20 protein-coding genes are annotated in these 26,221 nt (G+C 42.6%); 10 read left to right on the forward strand and 10 right to left on the reverse strand.

The genetic code is table 11. From position 1 onward, the window contains the following. Window positions 1–237: 237 nt before the first annotated feature. Entirely contained in the window at window positions 238–1,191 is a 954-nt protein-coding gene (locus QF117_RS04845) for a TDT family transporter (RefSeq protein ID WP_282385038.1), read from the forward strand. Window positions 1,192–1,553: 362 nt separating this feature from the next. Continuing rightward, the gene (gene cqsA / locus QF117_RS04850) at window positions 1,554–2,738 is read left to right on the forward strand and encodes an alpha-hydroxyketone-type quorum-sensing autoinducer synthase (protein ID WP_282385039.1); all 1,185 of its coding nucleotides are present in this window, start codon (window positions 1,554–1,556) and stop codon (window positions 2,736–2,738) included. 67 nt (window positions 2,739–2,805) lie between these two features. On the opposite strand, the gene QF117_RS04855 is transcribed toward cqsA, so the two are convergent. From QF117_RS04855 to QF117_RS04870, 4 genes are all read right to left on the reverse strand, one after another. After that, the gene (locus QF117_RS04855) at window positions 2,806–4,839 is read right to left on the reverse strand and encodes a response regulator (protein WP_282385040.1); all 2,034 of its coding nucleotides are present in this window, start codon (window positions 4,837–4,839) and stop codon (window positions 2,806–2,808) included. Window positions 4,840–5,196: 357 nt separating this feature from the next. After that, window positions 5,197–8,238: an SMC family ATPase gene (locus QF117_RS04860; protein WP_282385041.1), complete on the reverse strand. Its 3,042-nt coding sequence runs from the start codon at window positions 8,236–8,238 to the stop codon at window positions 5,197–5,199. Window positions 8,239–8,240: 2 nt separating this feature from the next. Further along, window positions 8,241–9,383, reverse strand: coding sequence for an exonuclease SbcCD subunit D (locus tag QF117_RS04865; RefSeq protein ID WP_282385042.1), 1,143 nt, complete (start codon window positions 9,381–9,383; stop codon window positions 8,241–8,243). A gap of 313 nt (window positions 9,384–9,696) precedes the next feature. After that, the gene (locus QF117_RS04870; protein WP_282385044.1) at window positions 9,697–11,442 is read right to left on the reverse strand and encodes a bifunctional UDP-sugar hydrolase/5'-nucleotidase; all 1,746 of its coding nucleotides are present in this window, start codon (window positions 11,440–11,442) and stop codon (window positions 9,697–9,699) included. 283 nt (window positions 11,443–11,725) lie between these two features. Here QF117_RS04870 and QF117_RS04875 point away from each other — a divergent pair, with 283 nt between their 5' ends. Further along, window positions 11,726–13,357 (forward strand): ATP-dependent endonuclease, encoded by a 1,632-nt coding sequence (locus QF117_RS04875; RefSeq protein WP_282385047.1) that lies wholly within the window; start codon window positions 11,726–11,728, stop codon window positions 13,355–13,357. A gap of 118 nt (window positions 13,358–13,475) precedes the next feature. Here the strand turns inward: QF117_RS04875 and QF117_RS04880 are convergent, their stop codons facing one another. Then, entirely contained in the window at window positions 13,476–13,955 is a 480-nt protein-coding gene (locus QF117_RS04880) for a DUF1097 domain-containing protein (protein WP_282385048.1), read from the reverse strand. A gap of 354 nt (window positions 13,956–14,309) precedes the next feature. Here QF117_RS04880 and focA point away from each other — a divergent pair, with 354 nt between their 5' ends. Then, entirely contained in the window at window positions 14,310–15,767 is a 1,458-nt protein-coding gene (gene focA / locus QF117_RS04885; RefSeq protein WP_282385049.1) for a formate transporter FocA, read from the forward strand. A 153-nt stretch (window positions 15,768–15,920) separates the two neighbouring features. On the opposite strand, the gene QF117_RS04890 is transcribed toward focA, so the two are convergent. The 3 genes from QF117_RS04890 to QF117_RS04900 form a co-directional block, all read right to left on the reverse strand. Next, window positions 15,921–16,490 carry a YceI family protein gene (locus tag QF117_RS04890; protein ID WP_017041402.1) on the reverse strand — a complete coding sequence of 190 codons (570 nt, stop codon included), beginning with the start codon at window positions 16,488–16,490 and terminating at the stop codon, window positions 15,921–15,923. After that, window positions 16,487–17,026 carry a cytochrome b gene (locus tag QF117_RS04895; RefSeq protein ID WP_282385055.1) on the reverse strand — a complete coding sequence of 180 codons (540 nt, stop codon included), beginning with the start codon at window positions 17,024–17,026 and terminating at the stop codon, window positions 16,487–16,489. Before QF117_RS04895 ends, QF117_RS04890 begins: the two co-directional genes overlap by 4 nt. Window positions 17,027–17,208: 182 nt before the next feature. Next, window positions 17,209–17,457 carry a DUF2164 domain-containing protein gene (locus tag QF117_RS04900; protein ID WP_282385057.1) on the reverse strand — a complete coding sequence of 83 codons (249 nt, stop codon included), beginning with the start codon at window positions 17,455–17,457 and terminating at the stop codon, window positions 17,209–17,211. Between the two features lie 174 nt (window positions 17,458–17,631). Here QF117_RS04900 and QF117_RS04905 point away from each other — a divergent pair, with 174 nt between their 5' ends. The 3 genes from QF117_RS04905 (at window position 17,632) to QF117_RS04915 (ending at window position 20,085) form a co-directional block, all read left to right on the forward strand. After that, on the forward strand, window positions 17,632–18,267 hold the full coding sequence (locus QF117_RS04905) for a hypothetical protein (RefSeq protein WP_282385059.1): 636 nt from the start codon (window positions 17,632–17,634) through the stop codon (window positions 18,265–18,267). 84 nt (window positions 18,268–18,351) lie between these two features. Further along, window positions 18,352–19,140 (forward strand): lipase, encoded by a 789-nt coding sequence (locus QF117_RS04910; RefSeq protein WP_282385061.1) that lies wholly within the window; start codon window positions 18,352–18,354, stop codon window positions 19,138–19,140. A gap of 153 nt (window positions 19,141–19,293) precedes the next feature. Next, the gene (locus QF117_RS04915; RefSeq protein ID WP_348984831.1) at window positions 19,294–20,085 is read left to right on the forward strand and encodes an EAL domain-containing protein; all 792 of its coding nucleotides are present in this window, start codon (window positions 19,294–19,296) and stop codon (window positions 20,083–20,085) included. A gap of 93 nt (window positions 20,086–20,178) precedes the next feature. Here the strand turns inward: QF117_RS04915 and QF117_RS04920 are convergent, their stop codons facing one another. Together QF117_RS04920 and narQ are read right to left on the reverse strand one after the other, a co-directional pair. Continuing rightward, the gene (locus QF117_RS04920; protein ID WP_282385065.1) at window positions 20,179–20,829 is read right to left on the reverse strand and encodes a response regulator; all 651 of its coding nucleotides are present in this window, start codon (window positions 20,827–20,829) and stop codon (window positions 20,179–20,181) included. An 11-nt stretch (window positions 20,830–20,840) separates the two neighbouring features. Further along, window positions 20,841–22,541 carry a nitrate/nitrite two-component system sensor histidine kinase NarQ gene (narQ, locus tag QF117_RS04925; protein ID WP_282385066.1) on the reverse strand — a complete coding sequence of 567 codons (1,701 nt, stop codon included), beginning with the start codon at window positions 22,539–22,541 and terminating at the stop codon, window positions 20,841–20,843. 241 nt (window positions 22,542–22,782) lie between these two features. Here narQ and napF point away from each other — a divergent pair, with 241 nt between their 5' ends. Genes napF through napA form a run of 3 tightly spaced genes read left to right on the forward strand, consistent with a single transcriptional unit; the run spans window position 22,783 to window position 26,080 of the window. Continuing rightward, entirely contained in the window at window positions 22,783–23,277 is a 495-nt protein-coding gene (gene napF, locus QF117_RS04930) for a ferredoxin-type protein NapF (RefSeq protein ID WP_282385068.1), read from the forward strand. Between the two features lie 14 nt (window positions 23,278–23,291). Next, window positions 23,292–23,597 carry a chaperone NapD gene (locus QF117_RS04935; protein WP_282386156.1) on the forward strand — a complete coding sequence of 102 codons (306 nt, stop codon included), beginning with the start codon at window positions 23,292–23,294 and terminating at the stop codon, window positions 23,595–23,597. Further along, complete coding sequence (napA, locus tag QF117_RS04940) at window positions 23,594–26,080, forward strand: periplasmic nitrate reductase subunit alpha (RefSeq protein ID WP_282385069.1); 2,487 nt, start codon at window positions 23,594–23,596, stop codon at window positions 26,078–26,080. The genes QF117_RS04935 and napA overlap by 4 nt, the downstream gene beginning before the upstream one ends. Window positions 26,081–26,221 lie beyond the last annotated feature (141 nt).

Genomic DNA, 26,221 nt, shown 5'->3' on the forward strand with positions numbered 1-26,221 from the left:
TTTAGCTAATGGGCATGCATTGTTTCGTGTTGTATTCCTTATCCATTAAGATCTAGACACTGACTTTTCAAACATTCAGTCAACGAACAATCAACGATGGAAGCCGTCGCTCAGTAGTAACCATAGAAGTATTACGGATACTGTTTGCAAATCAACCGACTAGATTGATACTATTCGCTGCGTAAAATCTTGATCCCTAAGATTTTTCACATGCAGTATTCGAATACGGAGTAAACATTGAACTGGAAACGATTTCTTCAATTTGGCGGCGTCCCACCATCGCAAGCTTCTTTAGCGCTAGGCATGATTGGTTTAGGTCAAGCATGGGATCTTTACTTACCTTTTTATGGTGATTTAATTAGACCCTACCTTGCAGGCATTGGGGCGCTTTTATTACTTCCAGTCTTACTAAAATACATCACTAATTTTAGAATGTTCATCAGTGATCTTCGTCATCCTGTCAGTGGGAGTTTAATGGCCCCTATCAGTATGTCTTTACTGATGCTATGTGACTATTTGGCTGCAGTTTCCCCGATTATCGCTTACCCTATTTGGTTTGCAGCTCTATTGCTGCATCTTTCTATGATGACGTTGTTCTTCACATTTCAACTCTCGAACTTCAAAATGTCGCATATATTACCCAGCTGGTTCTTGTATCCAGTAGGGTTAATCAGTAGCTCACTGGCAGGGACTCAATTTGGCTACACCGTGTTTTCATCTACTCTAGTGAACACATGTATCGCTATCTACTTCTTTATGCTTCCTGTCGTTCTTTATCGTTTGGTATTTGAAGGCGCATTGTCGGTTCGAGCTAAACCGACTTTGGCAATCATGGCAGCGCCTATCAACCTATCGCTGGCCAGTTATCTGGTCAACTTTCCTAACCCAGACCCTATTTTAACGGGTGCATTAGCGGGTATTGCCGTCACTATGACGCTGTTTATCTATTTATGCTATTTCAGATTACTGCGTCTTCAATTTAAGCCTTCAATAGCGGCAATCACATTTCCTTCTGTGATTAGCTCCGTAGCAATGTACCGATTGACTGACTTTTTTGATGAGTATCATCCGCACTGGCACTGGCTCCATAAATTCGGCTTCTTGGAACTGACTATTTCTACTGGCTTAGTTATTTGGGTCTCTATCGGCTTCATCAAGATGTACTGGCCTCAGCTCGGTCAAAAGTTCTAGCTTATTATTTCAACGATCATCGTTAGGGGCTTAATAGCCCCCACCTATCTACCTCAATGTAAAACCTCACATTAAAAATAACCACATTGAATAAACGAACGCCATTTACTACCAATTTCAATTAAGCAACTTTATAAATGACTTATTTATCAATCATAAAATAACTGTTCTTTTCTCCCTAAGCATTATTTTAATTAGACGCCGTGACGGTCCAGATTCAGGCTCCTAGTTCCTCCTCAAAATGTTTATTTCCAACCGTAACTAAAAAAATAGTTTTTAGTTGTCGACCAGTTCATGTTTTGCTGTCATAGATATTTTTATTAATACCCAATCAACCAATATAATAAAAATAAGGTGGAACTATGAATTATAAAAAATCATCAATACTGCCTGAGGCTTGCGCTAAAAAATTAGAACACGATCTCAACCGCTTGATTATTCCTGCCGATAAAGGCAAGAACTTAGTACTGGGAAAGCCCCCTTCTCCGGGAGATGTTATTCTGCAAAGCAATGACTATTTAAATTTAGGTAACCACCCATCAGTTATCGGAGCCCAGATCTCATCATTACGATCAAGTAAAAATAATTCATTTATGTCGAACGTATTTTTACATAATGACGCACTCAGCAGAAAAACAGCTTGTGAAATGTCTAGCTTTACTGAGTTTGATCACTGCATCATTGCGCCATCCGGTTGGATTGCTAATACCGCCTTAATGCAAACCATTTGTCATTCCAATTCCAATGTATATATCGATTTTTTTACTCACATGTCGTTATGGGAAGGCGCTCGATATGCTGGCGCCAACATTTTCCCGTTTATGCACAATAACACCCGCCATTTGAAGCGTTTAATTCGTCGAAATGGTCCTGGAATAGTAGTCGTTGACGCTATTTACAGTACGATTGGTACCATTGCACCTTTAAGCGATATTATCGCCGTTGCAAAAGACGAGAATTGCGCGACCGTAGTTGATGAATCTCATTCATTGGGCACGCACGGTCCGCAAGGTGCTGGACTGCTAAAGCATCTCAATATTTCTGCCGATGTTGACTTTATGACCGCAAGCCTGGCAAAAACGTTTGCTTATCGTGCTGGCGCAATATGGTGTAACAACCGTTTTGGCGAGAGCCTACCTTATACTGCTTATTCGTCTATTTTTAGTTCAGCGATGATGGAAAGTGAATTAGAAAGAATCAGAGCGACTCTTTCAGTAATAAAAACATGTGACCGGGAAAGAGAAACGTTATTTGAGAATGCAAATATCCTGATTCAAGGATTGAAAAAAATTGGCTTTAACATACGCAGCCAGTCTCAAATAATAGCGATTGAAACGGGTGATTCCACTAACACGATAAATGTCAGAAATTATCTTGATAAGCATGGCGTATTAGGATCGGTATTCTGCCCCCCCGCGACCCCTAATAATAAGAACATCATTCGTCTTTCGATACACTCTGACATTACGAAAGACCAGATAGAACACGTTCTCTCTATTTTTCGCCAAGCTTTTAATCAGCCTAACCTGTATTTCATGCAACCGTAAATATATACTCTTTTGAACCGATTGACCCATTAAATAGAGTGTCATTTTTAATGATTAATACTATCGATTAAACATAGTGTTCTATTTTTTCTAATAACGCATCTTTAGTTGCTGGCTTAATCACATAGTCATTCATGCCAGCCTGTTTCATCTGGTCAATGCATTCTTGGCTATTATTTCCTGTATGCCCGATAATAGGGATATTTGATTTTATATGGCCCGATGTTCTTAATATCTGAGTTGCCTTGTAGCCATCAATATGAGGCATCTCAATATCCATAATGATGATATCAACATCCTCGCTATCGACAAGCTTAAGCACTTCACTGCCATCTTTCGCTTCTACTACTTGAAAGCCCTGCTGAGAAAGTAGCAGAGTGGTCAAAGAACGCAGAGAATCATTATCATCGACCAGCAACACCATTGTGCTTGTGTGCACCATCGTTTTTTTGGGTATCGCATTCTTATCATCGCAACTGGGGACAAAAAACAAACGTTCTAGCGTTTGGGGTAACGATAATGTCATGTCTTTTTTGCTCACGGCACAACAAGATATAAAGCGATTAAAATTTGAATGGTAGTGTTTATCCGGTTGATATAAGTAAACGATTTTGGCCTCAGTAAAGGAGAGTTTATCCTCTAGTAAAGCGAGAGCCAGTTCGTCTATTTCATCGAGGTCGACGAATATTAAATCATACTCAAATTGGTATTCTTCTCTTTTAATAGCAGTACTCAGAGTAATGGTTTGGAAAGAATAGCCGCGATAAAAAGAACCGTCGTTTAACGCTTTTGTTATAGGCAGCTCAACATTAATCGATAGAATGGATTTATTTCGGATAAGATCGAGTTTAATATCTTTAACCCCATCTGAATCGCATTTCGGAAACATTAAGACAAATTCAGTCCACTCCCCTTTTTCGGAATGGCACACAATATCCCCACCAAACGAGAGCATCACACGTCGGCAAAAGGGCAACCCGAGTCCAAAGCTGCCATTTTTTCCAAACGTGTAGAAATCATTGAATATCGAACCTATCTTTTCTTTTTCAATGCCAACCCCATTATCTCGAACAGAAAGTACATTAAATTCGTGCGTAGATTCGACACGAATGTCCAATCGAAACGTTTCTTCACCCTGATAGTAAAACGCATTTTTGAATAGATTGTACAATGCATACTTTAAAAGCGTGTCGCTGCCTAAGAATTCAAAGTTTTCACATTTTGATACCACGACAGAATCTTTTGCATTGAGGGATTTGTAGGGATAGCTGTTAATGGCATCAGACAGAACATCTTCAATGGTGTGTATCGAAAAAGTCGAACGAGAAACCCGATTTTCATCGATAGACGTCAACAGTAAGTCGATGGCTTCGTTGCCATTTTTAATAATTTCACTCGCATCATCTAATAACTCACTCACTATCTTTTGATCTTTTTCAGATGGAGTGGGTGCCGACACACTATTGTCAACTAACATGGTTTTTAATAAATCTATCGTCGCTTTTAAAGCACTTAATGGATTTCTCATTTCATGTGCGATACCTGCACCGAAAGATTTGGCTAGCGCTATCTTAGACTCATGTTCCATCTGGTTTCTAAAATAGAAGATGTTTCCAAACATATAGGTAAAGACAAAAATCGGTACATAAGACCAATCAATCTCATGCCATTCCACTTGGCCACCCACAAAATAACTCGCGAGTATTGCACAGCCAATAGACCCAACACATTGCATGACAAGAATGCGTGTTTCATGGACCAGGAGTATATGAAGAAAGATCGATGCCATAAAAGACATAACCCAAACCATGGACCAGTCGTTCATCATCAACATATATGAAAAAAAGAACGGTAAACACAGAGCAATTGCCCACACATAATAATGCGGTAAATATCTATGCAATGAACGAGGAACAAAGTCTCTTAGCGCCAAGGTCAATAACGCTAGCGAACAAACAATTCGTAAAGGTAGATTTTCATAGGGCTGAGGGAACACTGAAGACCAAATGAAATAATAAAACGGGAAACCTACAAAACCCATCCAGCCTACAATATTGAGATTAGGCTCAGCATACTTGTATATCTTATTAACAAGAGTCATTCCAACTTCCTAGTAAAGGCGCATTGACACTGAATTTCTTCACTCTGTTTAGTGTCAGCTTAGTCCTATTGCACTGTCGATCAATTCCTATTGATGCAGGTACTAATAGGACCAAACGACGCGCCTACTCATTTATCCCTATGCTTTTACGGTAGCGTATTCATACAGCTTCTGCTAATAAACACTTCGATTTTTCTACAGCCTACGAGTGCATATAGAGCCTCTTTACTAGCATCTTTTTCTCATGCTCAAAGAACTTTTCTTAAGAGAACCTATGCAGAAATGTACGCTCAGGATAAAAGTAGCCGTTACGTTAACGAACGTCTCAGATCTCTATCCGCTCAGTATCCGCTATGATCAATGGATGACTCGTACAACACTGCCACTCCGGCTTGGCTCTACATCAATTCTCAACGTCATTTGTTCTTTGAGCTCACTCACGTGGGAAATAATCCCTATGGTTCTTCCACCTTGTTGAAGATCAATCAAGGTCTCAATGGCCAGATCGAGCGATTCAGGATCGAGACTGCCAAACCCTTCATCAATAAATAGTGTATCCAAACGGATCCCTCCGCTGTAGGACTGAACCACATCAGAAAGGCCTAATGCTAGGGCTAAAGCGGCCATAAATGATTCGCCACCCGATAGCGTCGCGACATCTCGCATTTTGCTGGTATAGCCATCTTCCACAAGAAGATCGAGCCCTGAGCCAGCGTTACCCTTTGTTCTTTGAGTCTTACGCTTAAGTTCGTAGCGACCTTTGCTCATTTTACGCAGGCGCAGTGATGCTTGAATCAACACATCATCTAAAAGCACGCCAAGGACAAAACGGTGCAGACTGATCTTTGACCCTGTCTTGCCATTGGCAACATCACTGAGCGTACCCACCACTTCATATTGCTTGTTCAATTCTTCGTTCTGCTGCTTGAGCAACTTGAGCTTTTTCTGAACTTCATGATAACGATGTTGCGTCGACTGAAGCTGCGTGTGTTGCTGAGATAGGTCATTATACTCCAATTCCGCCGCCTCTCGCTGTTGGATGAGGTGATCAACATCCGGTAAAACTTTATCGACAAGACTCGCTTCTATTGCAGTGAGCTCAGTAGTCAAAGTGGTTTTAGTTTGCTCAAATTGGGAAATTCTTAGCTCTAACGCATCGATGGCTGACTTATTCAATGCACTTTCTATGTAGTGGGTTTCATCGGAAAATGGGCTTTCCGCTAACGCCGCATTCCATTGTTCATCACTTTGATTTCGCGCCACGATTAACAATGCTTTTTGTTTTTCTAATTCTTGGTTTTTTGCTTGCGCTGACGCAAACGACTGCTGCGATTGGTCAAAATGCGACCTCGCTGTTTTCTCTTGGTTAACCACGCGAGTTACTTCAGTCTTTAGACTCTGCAACTTAGCATCAACCGAGGCTAAATCACCGAATTCTTGAGGCATATTCTCCGTTCTAGCGTCTACTTCTGTCTGAATGCGAGCCATCGACACTTGAGCAATATTCACATGTTCTAACTGGCTACTTAGATTGGTTTTAACATCCAGTAGCGTCTGCTCTATTTGGCGTAATGACGATTCAACCGACTCGAGTCTTACTTGTTTGATCTCGGCTATCTTATGCTCTAACTGTACAATCGTTTTCTCTGTCTCTTCTGCAGTCAGAGAAGGACGAGCCAGAAGCTGATCGTTAATGCCCAAAATAGCTTGTTCTGTTATTGCGATCTCTTTACCCCATTGAGCCAAATCATCCAGACATTTTTGCTCTATTTTGGCGACCTCTTTTTGGTGTCCTCGTGCGATATCGACGTTTTTTTTCGTGACTTCCTCACGAGTAAAAACAGCAAGTTCTGGGTGGTCGATACTCCCGCAGACTGGACATGGTTCACCAATATTGAGATGTTTTGCCAATTGCGCCGCTTGGCTTGAATGCCATAGATATTCTAGATTGTCTGCATAAGCGATGGCATTTTCCGTTTGTTCTTTTGCCGCGATTAATTTGGCTTCTAGCTTATCCTGATGCTCAAACTGCTTTTTTTGTTGACGTTCTAATCCCCATTTCTTCTGCTCTAACGTGCGTTGCTCGACAAGAGTATCGAGTTGCTGTTGAAGAATGGGCAATTGCTGTTGATTGTGCTTGGCCTTGTCGAGCTCAATTCTTTTACTGGCGATTTTCACTTCCAATTGAGCCATCTCAGCTTGCAACTCATCGCGTTTTTTTTCAGCCGATACACAGCTGCGTTGAGCTTCAATCAACTTTTTCTCGAACTCAGATCGCTCGACTAACTTAGAACGAACGGAATCCAAATTAAATATCTGGTTTTGTATCTCAGCGAGCCCAGCCTGTGCTAGCTGAGCTTGTTTCAAATTTTCTTCCGATGTTGACAACGTTTCGTTAGCGAGAGTCAATGTCACGCTAGACAGCTCTAGCTCAGCTAACTTATCGCTTAACGCCTTTTGATTGCCTTTAAATTGAGAATGACAAACCGCCATTGAGAGAGCAAACGACGCATTATCACGTTGAACGCGTAATTGTTTTACGTGAGTGTCCTCATTCAAGTGATCATTGAGCTGCTGTTTCTTCTGGGCTAAATGGCTAAATTTTTGCTTGAGTTCCTGTGATGTTTTTTCTTCTAACGTGGCTTTCTCTAAAACGCTCTTCGATAAGTCAAAGCGCTGCTGTGATTCGCTTAGGCGCTCAGTCACCTCATTTAGGTTTTGCTCCAACTGCTTTTCACTGTCAACATTGGCAACATCCAAAACGCCTTTTATTTGATTATCAAACTCGTCTTTCGCTTTTCTTATCCCTGCTGCCTGATCAAACAATGCGCGTTCAATGGCCGTGTAAATATGAGTTTGAAATAGCTGACCAAATATCTGTTCACGCTCTTTAGAATTCGCCGTCAACAATTCTCTAAACTTACCCTGGGGTAACACCATCACTTGACGAAACTGCTTCACATCAAGGCCAATAAGTTCGCGAATTTCTTTTAGTACTGGGATTGGCTTGTTCGCAATCAACTGCTCTTCCTCGTTATTCAAACGATACAGTGTTGCGCTGTGTTTTCTTTCCGTCGTACCATCGCCTCTTTTTTTCGGCACTTCTTGCTCCGGCGATCGCACCACTTTGTATGAGACGCTACCGAGTTTAAACTCAAAACTGACTTCGGTGAGCAGTGAAGCATCCGCGTAGTCACAACGCATTTGATCGCCTGTTCGTTCACTGCCCGTAGTTTCACCGTATAACGCATAGCAGATAGCATCCAAAATGGAGCTTTTCCCCGACCCAGTTGGACCATTAATCAAAAACAACGGGGCGTTGCCCATAGCGGTAAAATCGATCGCTTGTTGATGAGCAAAAGGCCCAAATGCTTGCAATGTGAGATTAATTGGCTGCATGATTATCCCTTCTGTTCATTGGTTAGCTCTTGGATCACTTTTAAAATGGTGTCGTTTTGTTGTTCTGACAAACTGCTCTTCTGGGCTTCCAAAAAGAAATCTCTGAACATGTCGATTTCGCCTCTCGCCAAACGGGCTTTACCCATTTGCTGCTCGATGCCTATCAGCATTCCAGGTTTCTCAATATGTAAGACATTGGGGTACACCGCTCTCAGCTTTTCCATGGGGTCTAAAATAGCGTGTTTGTCGGTCAACCGAATGAGTAAATAATCATGGGAATGCGGGTCACTGTGTCCCTCCGCGATGATCTCAAGGAGTTCCCCTTCGATGATCCTCATTTGATGCGGCGCGACCAGATCAATGTGCTGAGCCGATTGAAAACCGTTTCGGTCAAGCTCAACCAAAGTCACCCCTTTTTTCTGGTGCTGCTCTGAAAAGCTGTATTTCATCAGCGAGCCAGAGTAACGAATAAAGTCTTCACCTTTTTTCTGTGGCTGGTGTAAATGACCCAGTGCTACATAGTCAAACGGCGTAAAGTGCTCATGGCTTACTCTGTCCGAACCACCGATAGACAATGGACGTTCCGATTCTGATTCTATTGCACCATCAACATAACAATGGCTGAGTAAAACATGTCGATGGTTGGGCATGAACTCTTTCACGATTTCACCCGCCAAAAACTGGTGAGCCTCATCATGAGTGGAAACGGGCTGATTAAAATGATGGCGAACAAGTTCAGGGTCATTGTAGGGCATGGCGTAGAACGCCACTTTTCCAGCTTGTTCTGTTTCTAAAATAACGGGGGTCATCATATCTTCAAATGAGCTGATGATATGCAGCCCTGAACGTCTCATTTGTTCTGAGCCAAAGCCCAAACGCATGGCGCCATCATGATTGCCCGGAATCATGATTATCGGCGTATTTAATTCGCTACAAATCGTGTTCACGGTGCTATTCATCAATTCAATCGCAGCGGTCGGGGGGACCGATCGATCATAAATATCGCCCGAAATAATGACGGCATCCACGGGGTGCTGACGAATATAATCAATGAGCTGAATGATCACAGCCTTTTGATCTTCGAGCAGAGAAATATTGTGAAATTGACGGCCTAAGTGCCAATCAGAGGTGTGAAGAAACTTCATAATGCCCTGGACAAATCTTGGTAACGATACTTAGGGCTGATAGTAGCAAAGAAATGATTTCAAAAGGAATGGTAAATACTGAAACGATATTTACAGCCACCTGAGTGGCTGTATTTTAGGGCTATATCCCTGAGAATGGCATGAAATAGACTAAAGCAGCCCAAACCAAAACCCAAGATACAACCACCATGACATCGAACCAATCACGACTCCACATTATTACCTCCCCACATCTTCGCATCTTCTCCCAACGAAGACGCGTAAATAACAACAAAAGAGAAGCAAAGATTAAGCCAAGATCTTTTGTGCGTGATTAAGCTTCACCACAGCGCACGTTTTCATTGATTTGATTCAACTTATCAGGAAATTCGGTTAACAGCTCAGTAAAGCAATCGGCCATAGAAAGCGAAGTCACCACCCCTTCGTCTTTCATGTTAAGTATCGCGTCGTACCCTTCTTTTCCTTTCATTGTGTACGCCGAAGACGAACCGGTATAGACCATTTCCGGCTCCAACGTGACCCAGCCAAGATCCTGTTTATATATTCTAAGGTCTTGTATTCTCTCACCTAAAGGGGCGTTAGGAGAATAATGAAAACGAAGGTTATGAGTATAAGGATAAGATCCCGAACCGGTCCCATCAACGCCATTATTCGTCGCGTTATTGATGGCACCTTCCAGTACATGAGCGAGGTATTTACCTTTAATATGATAGATGCCGATCGGCACAGCAAAAGGCAGCAATTTTCCAGCAATATCCGCGACAGAGACATCCCCTGGATTCAATGAATTTCGAACGCCACCGGCATTGTGTACGGCAAAATCGACATGATGGCCGCGGCGGTTCATTGCCACAAGGAACGATTCAGCGACTAATGGCGCTAATTCGCTTTCACCTTGACTATCAGGAATACGAATATGACGTAACGTATCTTTCGCGTGAGCAATAATTTGCTTTTGTAGCTTACGTACTCTGGGGATGTACTTTTCTAGTAGAATGTTTTGAACGCCTTGATCTTTTTTACACACCACAACGTTTGGATGCTGCTTTAAAAAATCACACGCTTTAATATGATGATCATCTGAGCCTGTTTGATTCATATTGGCATCTAAAAACAAACGACGCCCGAGCAACAACTCATTCTTTCCCACCAATGAAACCACTTCCCCTGCTTCATTAAATTGGATTTCACAATGGCCAATACTTAGCGCATGGAAGCCTGCTTGTACAACATAAGTTGTGTTTACCTTTATTCCGTAGTCATCGTCTTTTTCTAGCCCTAAAGCACTAAAATCACCTTGTAATCGGTGACTGTGCCCACCCACAATAACGCCGATACCACTGACTTGCTTTGCGAGTTCGATATCCGCCTCATACCCTAGGTGGCTAAGTAAAATTATCTTGTTGATTCCCTTTTTGTGTATTGCAGCCACCGTTCTTTTTGCGGTTTCTGTCGCATCAACAAAGGGGGTATCAAAATCGGGGTTAGCAATATCCGCCATTTTATCTAACGAAAGACCGAATATTGCGATCGGTTCTCCGCCTGCATCCTTAATCATCCAAGGGGCAATTTTTTCTCGATTACAAAAACTCAACACGTTATTTGAGTCGGACACTCGGAACGCTTTCTCTTTCTTTTCGTTGGAAAGGTCCCAGTTACCACAGAGCAAAGGAAAGTTGATACGTTGAGCAAACTGAGCAACCGGTTCGTTTCCCATATCAAGCTCGTGATTACCCAAAGCCATTGCGTCAATGTCTAGTGCATTCAATAAATCAGCATTCGCCTTACCTTTAAAAAGAGAAAAGTACAGCGTACCTTGAAAGCAGTCCCCTGCATGCAGAAATACAAATGGCGTTTTCGTTTCTCTCGCATGTTGTTTCAGTTGCTTAGCTCGAGTGGCGATGCGTGCAAACCCACCTGCACTGACAAAGGGGGTTAACGTCTGACCTTGCAGATCTAAGTTTAAATGCAGTGAAGTAGGTTCGAAATAAGAGTGGGTATCGTTAATGTGCGCCAGAATCATTTTAGCTGGTCTATTTTTCATATTTTTGTTCATCATTTATCATCTATTCCCGCTCATCCTAGCGTGCAAATCATGACAGAATCGTGACTTTTATGAAACGTTCTTGAAAAAGAAACGTCTCTTTTCTCCTATTTTTTTCATTTGCCCAGCTCGCTTTGCAGAGATCGATTGATCGACAAAAATGATTATGTGAGCTAACAGTCTGCTTATTCGATACTTTTCTATTATGCTTAGGGTTAAGTGATATCAGAACAAGTGAGATGAGAATACAGCGGACACAGTCACGTTATCTTATACTTAACTGCATTGGAGCCTGCCTATGCAAATAGAACGAATAGAGATTTCTGGTTTTAGAGGAATAAAACGCTTATCACTGCCACTGGGCGAACTCACCACACTTATTGGGGAAAACACATGGGGTAAGTCTTCTTTATTGGATGCCCTATCCGTTGCACTGCCCGCTAACGGGCAGCCATACCGATTTGAGATGCAAGATTTTCATGTCGATTATTCCATCGCCCATCCACAAACCCAACATTTGCAAATCATCATTGCATTAAAATCTACCGACAAACATGAGATCAGAGCGGGTCGGTATCGAAAAATAAAACCCATTTGGGTCTACGATGAAGACAGCAACGCGCATATCTATTATCGAATCAGTGCCACACTTAAGCAGTATGAGGTAACGACTCAATTTGCTTTTTTAGACTGCCAAGGCAATCCGCTGCATCTGCACCACTCTGAAAAATTAGCTCAAGAACTGATGTCATTGCATCCCGTGATTCGACTTAAAGATTCTAGACGATTTGATCGCCCATTTGATCAAACCAACGGGGTTAACACACGGATTGAAAAACGCATCGATAATACTTGCCGCCGTTTACTCGCCACCCCTGGTCACGTAAACAAAGGAGAAATGCGCAGCAGTCTAAATTCTATGAGTATGCTCGTAGACCACTATTTTTCCTTTAAGAGTACCAGTCGAAAGAGTCCGAGAAAACAACGAGATGGGTTGTTTTTTAACACTCGTACTAATGAAAAAAGCCTCTCACAAGTGGTCGAAGAAACGAAGAGCAAGCAAACACGCTTATTAATGATGGGGCTACTCAATGCCTACCTTCAAGCGAAAGGACCCAATGACCTTCGCCGCTGTGCGCGTCCTCTGCTCATTCTAGAAGACCCAGAAGGAAGACTGCACCCCACTCATCTCGCCAGAGCTTGGAGTTTGCTTCAACTTCTCCCTATGCAAAAAATACTCACCACCAACAGCGGTGAGTTACTTTCTCAAGTCCCTCTTTACACGATTAGGCGCTTGGTTCGTCAATCAGACAAAACCATTGCCACCTCACTGCCTGAAAAAGGGTTCACTAAAGATGAGCTTCGCCGTATTGGCTTCCATATACGATTTCACCGCTCCGGCGCTCTATTTGCACGATGTTGGTTACTCGTTGAAGGAGAAACGGAGGTATGGCTTTTTAACGAACTAGCGAATCAATGTGGCTATAACCTTGCGGCTGAAGGTGTGCAAATTATTGAGTTCGCGCAGTCAGGTCTTAAGTCACTGATCAAAGTGGCCAAAGCATTTGGCATTGACTGGCACGTCGTGACTGACGGCGATCCTGCGGGGAAAAAGTATTCGGCAACCGCTCGCGGACAGTTGGGTAGAGACCAGGAACGTCACCGGTTAACGGAATTGCCAGATCGAGATATCGAGCATTATTTGTACGCGAATGGATTTGAGCATTTCTTCAGAGACATGATCCGAATCCCCTATGATCATCCGATTCCAGCTAAAAAAGTGGTGGCTCGCGTTCTAAAAAAACACGCAAAACCCGATTTAGCATTAGCCATTGTTTCGTACTGTGAAGAACAAGGGGTTGATTTTATTCCTGTTCTTATAAGGTGGACTCTAAAAAGGGTTATTACGATGGCAAATGGTAATACCTAGATGGGTAGAGGAACACATTAGAATAATGAGCGCTCATCTAGGACATCAATACCATCGCATCTTCAAGCAATTAGCCAGTTAGCCAGTTAGCCAACAGATTCTAATCAGTCTAAGCAGATTAAGCGAGCGGCTTTGTCACCAAATCACTTTGATCTAACTTTTGGTGTAACCATACGCCGCTGGTTTTCATTAGATAGCCAAAGATACCGCCCAAAACTAATGACGGGACCACGAGTTTCCAGTTTCCATCCGCAGCAAACGTCGCGCATGAACCAATAAAGGTTCCTGGAATATAGGAAAGCCAGCTCTGTTTCGCTTGTATACACATCAAGAACGCAACGATTGCAGTGATCACATACCCGAGAATCTCTAAACTCAGCATCGACGACGTATGGATGATAACGAGAGCCCAAAACACTCCCGTTAAGTTAGTGATCAAGCTTTGACCTAGCCCTTTCATACCGTCTTTGGGAGAGGCAAAGTAACTCGTACAGCCAAGGAAACCAGCCCAGGACAGTAAACCTAACGAAATGGCAATCCAGCCCCAAAGACCAGAAAGTATGCCTGTTGTTAATGAAATGGCAACCAATACACTCATTACTTCTCTCCACCCTCGATAGTTACATCAAGGAACAATCGTTAATCAAGAGGAGATACTAAAGCAAAGACACAGGCCACTGACAGACATTCATCACATAAATGTAATTTTCGTTACCACCATTTTCATAGAAACGTGAATGTAATCGATTAAATGGAATTCAGATTGATTATTTTAAGACGAGTTGGTGGTGGTTTCATCTTATCTCCCTCTTTAAATATCATCATTTAATTTGATTAACAGCAAATATATCATCAATTTTTCTGTTACAGTTGGTTGCATAAAACAGGTTGCGCAAAAGAATTTGTTTCATTTGGGCAAAGCAAACACTGCAATTTGAGCAAGGATGTCATTGTGACTACAGAAAAAAACGACAACCACCAACTTTACTCACCCAGTGAAATGATGGCTGAAGCTGAAAAATTTGCGTTAAGTAAAGCAAAAAAAACGGACGGTATGATCCTCGGGCTTTCCATGATGGCTGGCGCGTTTATTGGTCTTGCTTTTGTTTTCTACATCACCGTCACAACAGGCAGCGCTGCCGCAGGTTGGGGATTAAGCCGTTTTGCTGGCGGCGTTGCATTCAGTATGGGGCTGATTCTGATCGTCCTTTGCGGTGGCGAACTGTTCACAAGCTCGGTACTGTCATCGATTTCTTGGGCGAATAAGCAAATCACTTTTACTAAGATGCTGTCGATTTGGGGCAAAGTGTATATCGGCAATCTATTGGGTGCCATGCTTGTGCTGCTTCTCGTCACGGCAGCAGGCTTATATCAGCTCGATGGCGGCCAATGGGGGTTGAACGCGCTGAGTATCGCGCAACATAAACTACACCACACCCCTGTTCAAGCCTTTGCATTAGGGGTTCTTTGTAACCTATTAGTCTGTATGGCGATTTGGTTAACATTTTGCTCTGCCAATGCAATGACAAAATCCATATTGATCGTACTTCCGGTATCGATGTTCGTCTCCAGTGGTTTTGAACACAGTGTCGCCAATATGTTTATGGTACCACTCGGTATTGTGTTACAAAATTTCGCACCTGACAGCTTTTGGTTACAGATTGGCACCACTCCAAGTCAGTATACTGATCTCAATATCTATCAGTTTATTACGGCTAACTTGATCCCAGTTACGCTGGGTAACATTGTTGGCGGCGCTGTTCTTGTTGGCCTGGCTAACTGGACAATTTACAGACGTCCACAACTTAAAGCCGCCAATTTGTCGACCATCACCACCGCGGCGGCCTTAGATCCGGTTAAAAAAATCTCGTTTAACAACCATATATCGGTCAAAGAAATTATGATGCCTTTGCCGATGACTCTGAGTGCCAACATGCAAACATCAGTTGCGATAGATTTGCTGTTGGAAAACAATCTCGACGGTGCACCTGTTTGCGATATTGAGGGCCGCCTGGTCGGATTTTTTTCCACACACGATGTCATGGTTGACTTATGGTGCAAAGATTATGTCGCAGCCAGCAATCAAAAGGTCGTCGATTTGATGTCACGGGATGTCATTGCAATACAGGCACATGAACGTTTAATTGATGTTGCTGAGTTCCTATGCATCGATAAAGATAAACTCTACCCAACGAGCAGTGCCGGTATCGGTACAGCAACCCATTTTAGTACCTTATCGTTAGAGCAACGAGCAAAGTCGATGAAAGTTGCTAGACCGCAGATTATTCCGGTACTAGAAGGTGAACAATTCATTGGAGTCATTAGTCGCCATGAAATCTTAAGAGCACTTCGTCCAGTGTATGGGGAGAGTTTTATTTTGATTAAAAACGATGAGCGCGGGAATGCGTAGAATTTGTGTTATTCAGTGCGTATGACATCGTGTTCTGCTTAATCGTGTTCTTTTTAACTGTGTAAAAAAAACCCGTGAGGTTAAACTCAACGGGTTTTTAATAGCTGTCTCTGTTCAATCACTCGGTATTTCTATAGATTTAGGCTTCTAGCCTTACTTCTTAATACCTTCAACATGCAATTCCATGTCAACATAGCTAGAATCGCCCATCACTTTAATGGCAAAGTCCGCTAACTCTAATCTTGTTGTACCAACAAAACCAACACGTTCTCCACCCCAAGGGTCTGTACCTTCACCGATCAATTCTGCGTTGATGATGATTGGTTTCGTTTGCCCGTGAAGCGATAGATCGCCCATAATATCAAACTGCCCATCACCGTTATCGACAACTTTGTTACTCACAAACGTTGCTGTCGAATATTTCGATGCATTAATGAAATCATCACTGCGAAGGTGTTTATCACGCTCTGCATGATTAGAGTCCAGACTGCGCGTGTCAACATTCACCGTCACACTTGAATTCGATAGATCTTTTCCATCGTAAGAGAACACACCATCAAACTGGTTGAAGCGCCCTTTGATGAAGCTGTAGCCAAGGTGACTGACTTTAAAGTTAACCGAAGCATGGGCGCCTTTGGTATCAATCACGTAATCTGCTGCATGAGCACCGACTGATGAAAGCAATGCCATAGCGAGGCCTGTAGCCATTAGTGTTTTTTTCATTTTCTTATCCCTATCATCTTGTTGAGCGTATTATCTTTATCGATAAAGTGATGTTTCAATGCAGCTAGAGCATGGAGGCCACTCATGACAATGAGCGTCCATGCCGCATAACTGTGTATTTGACCCGCCAGATCGGCTTGCCCTTCAAAAAATGCGCCCATTCCAGGCACGGTAAACCAACCAAATACGTCTATTCCTCGGCCATCTTCTGTAGAAATCAGATACCCCGAAGTAAAAATAACAAACAGCAAACCGTACATTGCGCGATGGGCTAACTTAGCAGCAAATTTCTCAAGCTTTGCACCTTCAAGCGCTGGCGATTTCGATAGCATCTTCCATATAAGACGTAAAGAGGTAAACAGTACTAGCAAAATTCCTGTCGATTTGTGCCAATGCGGTGCCACCCGATACCATTCGCTGTAATAGCTTAGATCAACCATCCAAATTCCAGCGGCAAACATGCCAATTACCGTAAATGCTGACACCCAATGAAAAAATCGGGCTGGTAGGTTGTATCCGTTTACATTACTACTCATTAATTGTTCCAGTCGTTTCGATAGTGAGAATGAGAATCTTATTTAATAACTATACGTACAATATTAGTTTGCTAATAGATTATTTACGACATTTTACATACATAAAACCACACGTTACTGATCAACTTGTTCAAATATTTTGACCAAGATGCGTTGCCTAGCGCAATACTTAGCATCAATGCCTAAAAATCGGACATTTTTTCTAATTCAAAGATATCATCAGCGATGTCCATGACCTTTCGTTCAATTATAACTTGAGCATCCTGTAGCCCTTTGTTGTAAAAGGCAGGGCCAAAGCGCTTACAGATATGATCGAACAGAAATTCAGCGTCAAATTGACCAAGTTCCAAATCACACTCGTTTTCTAAGTAGCGTCGAAGATCTTCACTCATGGAGCTCTTTTGTTGATTGCTAAACTCGATTTCAGACATAAATTGGCCTCTCACCTTTAAACAGGCGTAGTAATAGTAAAAACAGCACTTAAATACATAATAAAAAGCGCGGGGGATCATGAAGTTAAACAATTCTACACAGAACTAAATCATAGCTATGGTAACCTTTAGATACAATTAATTCAGGCCACCAATGTCTTGGGAGAACTTCAGGTGCTTTTAGATGTACTCATTCAAAGTGTTAATGAATTTCAAGCTGACTGCCTGAAGTTATGTGAAAAACACTATCCAACAATCCACAATCAAGGGATGAGCCAACACCATCTCGGGTTAGCATTTTCACGCAGGCTGGCACGAACACTCAATGAATTTGGACACCATTGTGACTACGGTTCGCTCGAATCGACTAAGAGTACTGACGCACCTCATCACTATAGAGTGAGCTCAGATGTTGGGACCGTTTGGATTCTTACTCATCATATGGTCAGTGCAGGTAAGACATGCCGCCAAAAGCTCATGAAAGACATCGGAGAATGGCAGCAAGAATACGGGTTCGCGATTCAACCCAATGATCTTTTGTTGTTGCTCTCTGATCATTGGATCAGTCGTAGTAAACAAAGTCGAGAGTTGCTCCACTGGTGGACAGGTCAGCTTCCGGATGAAATCGACCAGTATAATGCTCAAGGAATCACTCTCTATGAAAGTGATTCCCAGCTAACAAACCTTCTTGAGAGTCAATATAAGTTGAGCCCCTACTACATTAAGTTTTCTCACCCTCTCAAACATTCTAAAAACCAACAAATGGTCAGAAAGTACATTCAACTTTACGCAGTCATTCAATGGAACTGATCAAACCATCACGATAGCCTGCGTCATTATTCTTTCATTTACTCCGACTACACTGAACGTTACATTCCTCTAATCAAACATCCAGTGAAAACGCTGAAACGATATCAATATGAAAGATACGCTGTGCTTTGTAACCTTTCCTATCGAAGAGTACTCAAACAGAGTAATTACGGATTTTCACCCAAAGGCCAGCGGATCATCAATAATCGATTGGGGCAAACCTTTATACGAGTGCTTTGGCACAAAGACAGTGAAGAAGTCATTATTGTCATTAAAGGTTCTCACAACTTGTGGGATTGGCTACTCACAAGTTCAATATGGTTTAAACCCTGTGACTGTTTTGGCTTGCCCTATTCTATTCACGCAGGGTTTCATTACCTTTTGTCTCAAGAAAGCCGTCCCAAATACAATCACGACTCATTGGGACTCTCTGTTTTTGACAGACTATTTCTGATCATTGAGCCGTTAATCCAACAAGGAAAACGGATATCAATAACCGGGCATTCTTCTGGAGGCGCGATTGGTTGTGTCATTGGAGACGCGATTGAAAAGAGGTTTCCTAAATCCATTAAGCGTATTGTTACTTTTGGCCAGCCAGCGATTGGAGGCCATGATTTCTCGCATAATTATGCACTTAAACACAAAACTTATCGAGTCTGTTGCGATCTCGATATTGTGACCTTTCTGCCTCCAGTACCTTACTTTTATCAACACGTTGGTAAACAGCTTTGGTTGTATAATGGCAAGATATATGAGAATACGCCCACCCTAATACGCTTGGTACGGTCTATCACTTCCTGGGTACTGAGGCCGTTTACTTATCACCTAATGAGTAAATACATTCGCAACAAAGACTATTTTGATGAACGTTGAAAAACTTGAGTTCTGTCTGAATTTTTATATATTAAACGATAGAATTTGAGTCACGCTCTCATTTGTTCACTAAACCAGTGTATCTATCGCATTCAGTAATTATTATTCGATTACTCAATGAGTACATTTCTTGTCACTTTGTATATAGGCTCTATGATCTTAACGACGAAAGCACAGTTTCTTCCTTTAATCTCCACGAATGAGAATGGTGAGTATGTAGCTCAATATTCTTGCTGGAGCTTAACCAGTGTTTTCCAACCGATCTTCGGTCGAAATGATCGCTTGGTTGGTGTCGAAGCTTTGATTCGCATCAATGACGACAAAGGGCAAGCGGTTCGGCCCGATCTGTTTTTCGGCTCTGATACTATTTCGACTAAAGATAAGATTAATGTCGATAAATTGAGTCGAGTCATTCATATACGCAATTTTTCCATTTCAAAATATAAAGACTCATCGCTATTTTTAAACATTCTACCTAATGTCAGTGAGTACTTTGCTCTTGCCAACATCGAACATTGTCTCTTATCCAAACGGCTGAATGAGCTGGGCATTGACCGCTCTCAGATAGTAATGGAAATTATTGAGATTAATGCAAACAATGAGCTTTTATTCGTTGAAGCGATCAAAAAGCTCTCTTCTGCAGGATACCGTATTGCGATTGATGACTTTGGGGCATGTGCTTCCACATCACAAAGGGTGACTGATGTAAAACCTGATATCGTTAAAATCGATAGAGAGTTACTGTTGGAGTATATGAGTGGTGACGCCAAGCGCCTTGATGAAGGCATTGCCCTAGCGCGCTCTATTGGCGCTGAGGTTATCATTGAAGGCATTGAAACCTACGAGCAGTTAGAAGCGATGACAAAACTTGATTTGGATATGTTTCAAGGCTTTTACCTAGCGACCCCCAAGCCGATTCGTACCAGCGTTAAACATGTCATTTAACATGCGCCTTTAGACCAAGCAATTTCTATTACTCAGCCTATCTTTTTCGCTATCCATTCTCGCTGCTAAACAAATTCACCGAATTACATCTTATCAATTTCCCTGCCTATAACCTGAGATATCACCCGATCGTTCAAGATACAATACCGTCGCCGCTGTTCTAGAGGGTACTTTTAATTTTTTAAGTAAACTTTTCATGTGCACTTTAACTGTAGACTCTGAGATGAATAAACGATCCGCAATTTGTTTGTTTCTAAAACCTTTTGCTACTTCTTGCAGGATTTGTTTCTCTCTCGCGGTAAGCTGAGAAAAAATATCGTCTTCGGAGTTGCGGCTAGAAAGATACCTTAACACTTCATCACTGTACGCTTTCTGACCTGTTGAAGCTTGCTTTAGCAAAGCGATCAGGTCGTCTGGCTCAGTGTCTTTTAGTAGATACCCATCGGCCCCTGCATTGATTATTGCTTCAATGTCAGAGCCATTATCCGAAACGGTTAGAATCACGATGACAGCTGTCGCGCCATCGGCTCTCAACGCTTTCAACGTATCTAATCCGGACATCCCTTTCATATTCAAATCAAGCAAAATAAGATCGGGGTCGATTTCGTGCGCTTTAGCGATTGCATCAGCGCCATTGCTTGCTTCAGCAATGACATCAAACTCATCTTCAAAGCTCAGTAATTGACTGATTCCCCGACGCATTAACGGATGATCATCCACCAGCATGACTTTACAATTTGTCAAAATTTATACCCTTAAGATCGTTGATAGGTAAGAACAACGGCACACCCTTTCGGGCGAATAGATCTGACTTCTAAATGACCATTAAGGCGAGAAGCCCGCTCATGCATAATGGCCATTCCATAATGATTTAATTTTTCGATATCCTTGTCATAGCCAATACCATCATCAGTAATAGATACCGTCACTGTGTTGTCTTGTTCTATACACTCCACATCAATTTTGGTCGCGTGCGCATGCTTAATAGAATTTAGCGTCGCTTCACGTATCAATTGAATAAGATGCACTTGCTGATTAGCTTCTAGCTCAATCGTTGATAATTGGTTATCAAGATGAATCTTTGCATCTGTTTGCTCACCAAGTTGAACCAACATTTCTTGTAAAGCAAGACCGAAGCTGCCTTCGTTGAGCGTCAACCGAAATGTCGTTAGAAGCTCTCTAAGCTGAGTGTACGCGTCAGAAACCCCTGAATGTAATTCACTGATCACGGCATTTATGTTGTCAGTATGTGGGTTAGGATCTTGCTTAGCGAGTACTTTCTTCAACAGTGTGACCTGAATTTTGAGGTAAGACAGGGATTGAGCTAAAGAATCATGGAGTTCTCGTGCAATTGTCGCGCGCTCTTCCATAATAAGCAGCTGCTCAGATTGCTGCTGAGCCTGATTATAATAAATAGCTCGAGACAAGATATGCACGAAGTTATCAATTAAGGCTTGATCTGGACAAGGTAACTCACTTTGCCAATAAAAAGTGCCTAAATCAACACCGTCTAACTGCAATGATTTTCGCTTACAGTCAGAACAGCTGATGTTTCCTGCTTCCAACACATCATTTCTTTCACCTGCTTGGCTGATTTCTAATCTAACGCCCTTTATGCCCTCAATATTTGAGATTTGAGACAGTATCGCCTCAAAATTTTCATGAGTAATTCTTGAAGCGGTCAATTCTTGCGAGGATTTATACAATACTTCTAGCGACAAGTTAGCATGCTGCAATTTGTGCGTTTTCTCGTTGACCGCCTTTTCTAATCCCTTATAAAGGCTATCTAGATCAATCGCCATCTGGTTAAACGCGCGATTCAAAATGCCCATTTCATTTTTTCCAGAGCCATCAAGTAGCACGTTAAAGGTGCGATTTTTTATCTGTTCACTTGCACTGACCAATGAATGCAATGGTCGAACAATTTCCTTGCGTACATACCGCACCACAAACACACTAACGAGAAAAATCGAGCTTAAGCCAAGCCCACCAACCCAAGCCAGAATAATGAGTTTACGCTCTGAAAACGTTTGTAATTTATAGACAAAGTCATCAATTTGCGACACAAACTGTTCAAGCGCAGTTGCATACTCTTTGTGATCATCACTGTTAAGAATGGTTTTTAGCTGGTGCCAACGGGAAGTTAACCGATAATAATCTTGGGTGATGTCGTCGGGCACATAAAATTTCTGCAACTGCTTCATCGACGGAGAATAAATAGAGCGCTCAAACTGATCGATGTGTGCTAAAAATTCATTAGAATCCGTTTCTATATCGTAACCTAATCGATAGCTTTGCATTCGCATTGAACCGGCTACGTTGATCGCTTCGGCATCATTGATGCTCGACGCTAAAGTCACAATCGCTAAATTGGTTGTCACGAGCGATAAAAGCACTATCAACAACATAGACTTTGCGATTGTTTTTGTGACTGAATGTTTAACCCTTTTAGGCAAACCGGCTTCCTTTTGTCGTAAACATGCTCCCCCTACTCTACCTCATTTACTTCCTAGCATGAATATGTGACCTAACGCCTTACGATATATTGATCTAAAACATGAAAGCCCACCAATTAACCCCTTATAGGTATTTATTCAACACCCTCAAAAACTACAATTTATGTACAGATAAATACTGTTTGTTAACAGCGATAGTCAACGAGTTTTATATTGATGTTGATGAATATTGAGGCGCCAAGTGGTCAACCTTTCAAGAAGACGATTATTTTCCAGAGCAACAAATGACGATGACTCACTTCGACTTCCCTGGTTAACCAGTGTCGATGGTTTTATTCAAGACTGCACGCGCTGCGGAAAATGCATTGAAGCCTGTGAAAATAAGATCATTGAAAAAGGCGATGGTGGCTTTCCTACGGTTAACTTTTCGATCGATGAATGTACGTTTTGCTATCAATGTGCTGAAACCTGTCCTGAACCCCTATTTGAACGTCAAGAGAGCACACCATGGTTGGCCGAAATAACCATTAATAACCAATGTTTAGCGTACAACAACGTTGAATGCAGAAGTTGCAGTGATGTGTGTGACGCTATGGTCATAAAATTTACACCAGAATTGGGAAAAGTAGCACAGCCCAAATTAGAACTTGATGAATGTACGGGTTGTGGCGCCTGTGTTTCCGTTTGCCCGACCTCGGCCATCAAAGTAAGCAATGTCAAAAACAATGAGAGATAACTATGACATTTAATATGGCACTAAATGAAGTGCACATTTCAAGTTTAGTGGTTCACGTTGCCCCTGTGCATTTAGACACCATTAAAACTCAGATCGCCGAGTTCGAGAACGCTGAGATTTATGGCGACAGCGCGGAAGGGAAAATCATTGTGGTTTTAGAAACTGAAAACCAAGGATTTGTCACAGATACCATCGACGCAATTAACAACTTACCAAACGTTCTAGGCACAGCATTGGTGTATCACCAAATAGAACAAGACCTAGACGATATGAATATGGACACCGGAACTAACCATTCCCACACTGAGGGTGAAGTATGAAAATGACAAGACGCGCGTTTGTGAAGGCAAACGCAGCAGCATCAGCCGCTGCCGTAGCGGGCGTAACATTGCCAGCGACCGCAACCAACCTGATTGCTAGCTCGGATCAAACTAAAATCACATGGGATAAAGCACCTTGTCGTTTTTGTGGTACTGGCTGCTCAGTCCTTGTAGGGACTCAAAACGGTAAAGTTGTTGCCACACAAGGGGATCCGGAGTCTCCGGTAAACAAAGGTTTAAACTGCATTAAAGGGTATTTCCTTTCAAAAATCATGTACGGAAAAGACCGTTTAGAGCAGCCATTACTCCGTATGAAAGACGGGAAATACGATAAGAATGGTGATTTTACGCCTGTCTCATGGGATCAAGCGTTTGATACGATGGCAGATAAATGGAAACAAGCACTGAAGGACAAAGGCCCAACAAGTGTCGGTATGTTTGGTTCAGGCCAATGGACGGTCATGGAAGGGTATGCGGCCGCAAAAATGATGAAAGCGGGCCTTCGCTCTAACAACATTGACCCTAATGCTCGTCACTGCATGGCGTCAGCCGTCGTCGGTTTTATGCGTACGTTTGGTATTGATGAGCCAATGGGTTGTTATGACGATTTTGAACATGCAGATTCCTTTGTACTTTGGGGCTCTAACATGGCAGAAATGCACCCCGTACTTTGGACACGTATTACAGACCGCCGCCTCAGCCACCCTCACGTTAAAGTCAACGTCCTCTCGACCTATTATCACCGCTCTTTTGAACTGGCTGATCAAGGTTACATTTTCGAACCACAAAGTGATTTGGCGATTGCCAACTTTATTGCCAATTACATCATCGAAAACGACGCGGTTAACTGGGATTTTGTCAACAAACATACCAACTTTAAGCAGGCCAAAACAGACATCGGCTATGGGTTGCGCGATGATGACCCTATTCAAATGAAGGCTGAAAACCCGAACTCTGGCGAAATGTTACCGCTTGATTTTGAAGGCTATAAAGCATCGGTTGCACCTTATACCGCTGAAAAAGCATCCGAAATTTCAGGCGTGCCAGTAGAAAGCCTCATTACATTAGCCAAACAGTATGCAGATCCAAACACCAAGGTAATGTCACTTTGGACGATGGGCATGAACCAACATACGCGTGGTGTATGGATGAACAGTTTGGTTTATAACATCCACCTTCTCACGGGTAAAATAGCCACACCGGGTAACAGTCCTTTCTCATTAACAGGTCAACCATCCGCCTGTGGTACAGCTCGTGAAGTCGGTACATTTGCTCATCGTTTACCGGCAGATATGGTTGTTGCGAACCCGAAACACCGTAAAATCGCAGAAGGCATTTGGAACATCCCTGACGGTGTGATCCCTCCAAAGCCTGGGTTCCACGCTGTTCTTCAAGATCGCATGCTAAATGATGGAAAACTGAACGCTTATTGGGTGATGTGTAATAACAACCTACAAGCAGGGCCCAATATTAATGGTGAACGTCTTCCTGGTTACCGTAATCCTGAAAACTTCATCGTCTGCTCAGACCCATACCCAACCGCCACCGCACAAGCGGCTGACCTGATTCTTCCTACCGCAATGTGGATTGAAAAAGAAGGCGCTTATGGAAATGCCGAAAGACGCACTCAAGCCTGGTATCAACAAGTGGACACGGTAGGCGAAGCTAAGTCTGACTTGTGGCAAATCATGGAGTTTTCAAAACGCTTCAAGATGGAAGAAGTCTGGACAGAAGAGATGCTCGCCGCTGCGCCTCAGTACCGCGGTAAAACCATGTACGACATGCTGTTTGCCAATGGACAAGTTGATAAGTTCCCAATCGAAGAAGCGCGTGAGCTAAACGACGATGCGCACCACTTTGGCTACTACGTTCAAAAAGGCTTATTTGAAGAATACGCAGAGTTTGGTCGCGGACATGGTCACGATTTAGCTCCATACGATACCTATCATGAGTCACGTGGCCTTCGTTGGCCTGTTGTTAATGGTGAAGAGACGCTTTGGCGCTACAAAGAAGGCTCCGATCCTTATGCGAAAAAAGGCTCTGGCTGGGATTTCTACGGTAAGCCCGATGGGAAAGCGCTGATTATCTCCGCACCGTTTGAACCTGCACCTGAGCACCCTGATTCCGAGTTTGATCTTTGGTTGTGTACAGGGCGTGTTCTTGAACACTGGCACACAGGCACCATGACTCGCCGAGTCCCTGAACTTTATAAAGCGGTGCCTGATGCTCTGTGCTACATCCACCCTGATGACGCAAAAGAGCGAGGATTGCGCAGAGGCGATGAAGTGCTCATGGAAAACAAACGCGGCGAAGTACGCGTGCGTGTTGAAACTCGCGGTCGAAACCGTCCTCCAAAAGGGTTGGTCTTCGTACCTTTCTTTGACGCACGAATTCTCATTAACAAACTGATCTTAGATGCGACAGATCCACTGTCAAAACAGACTGACTTTAAAAAATGCCCAGTCAAGATCACCAAAATTTAATCGTTGGTCATAGGTTTCTTGATTGGTCATAGGTTTTGTAATTGCTAGTGGGCTTCTTGTTGAATCACAGGCCCCTACCTCGAGAATTTAGAACGAATGGCAGTTATTACTTTTTACAACCGATAACTGCCTATCAAAGAA

The organism is Vibrio sp. YMD68 (genome assembly GCF_029958905.1).
Classification (GTDB): domain Bacteria; phylum Pseudomonadota; class Gammaproteobacteria; order Enterobacterales; family Vibrionaceae; genus Vibrio.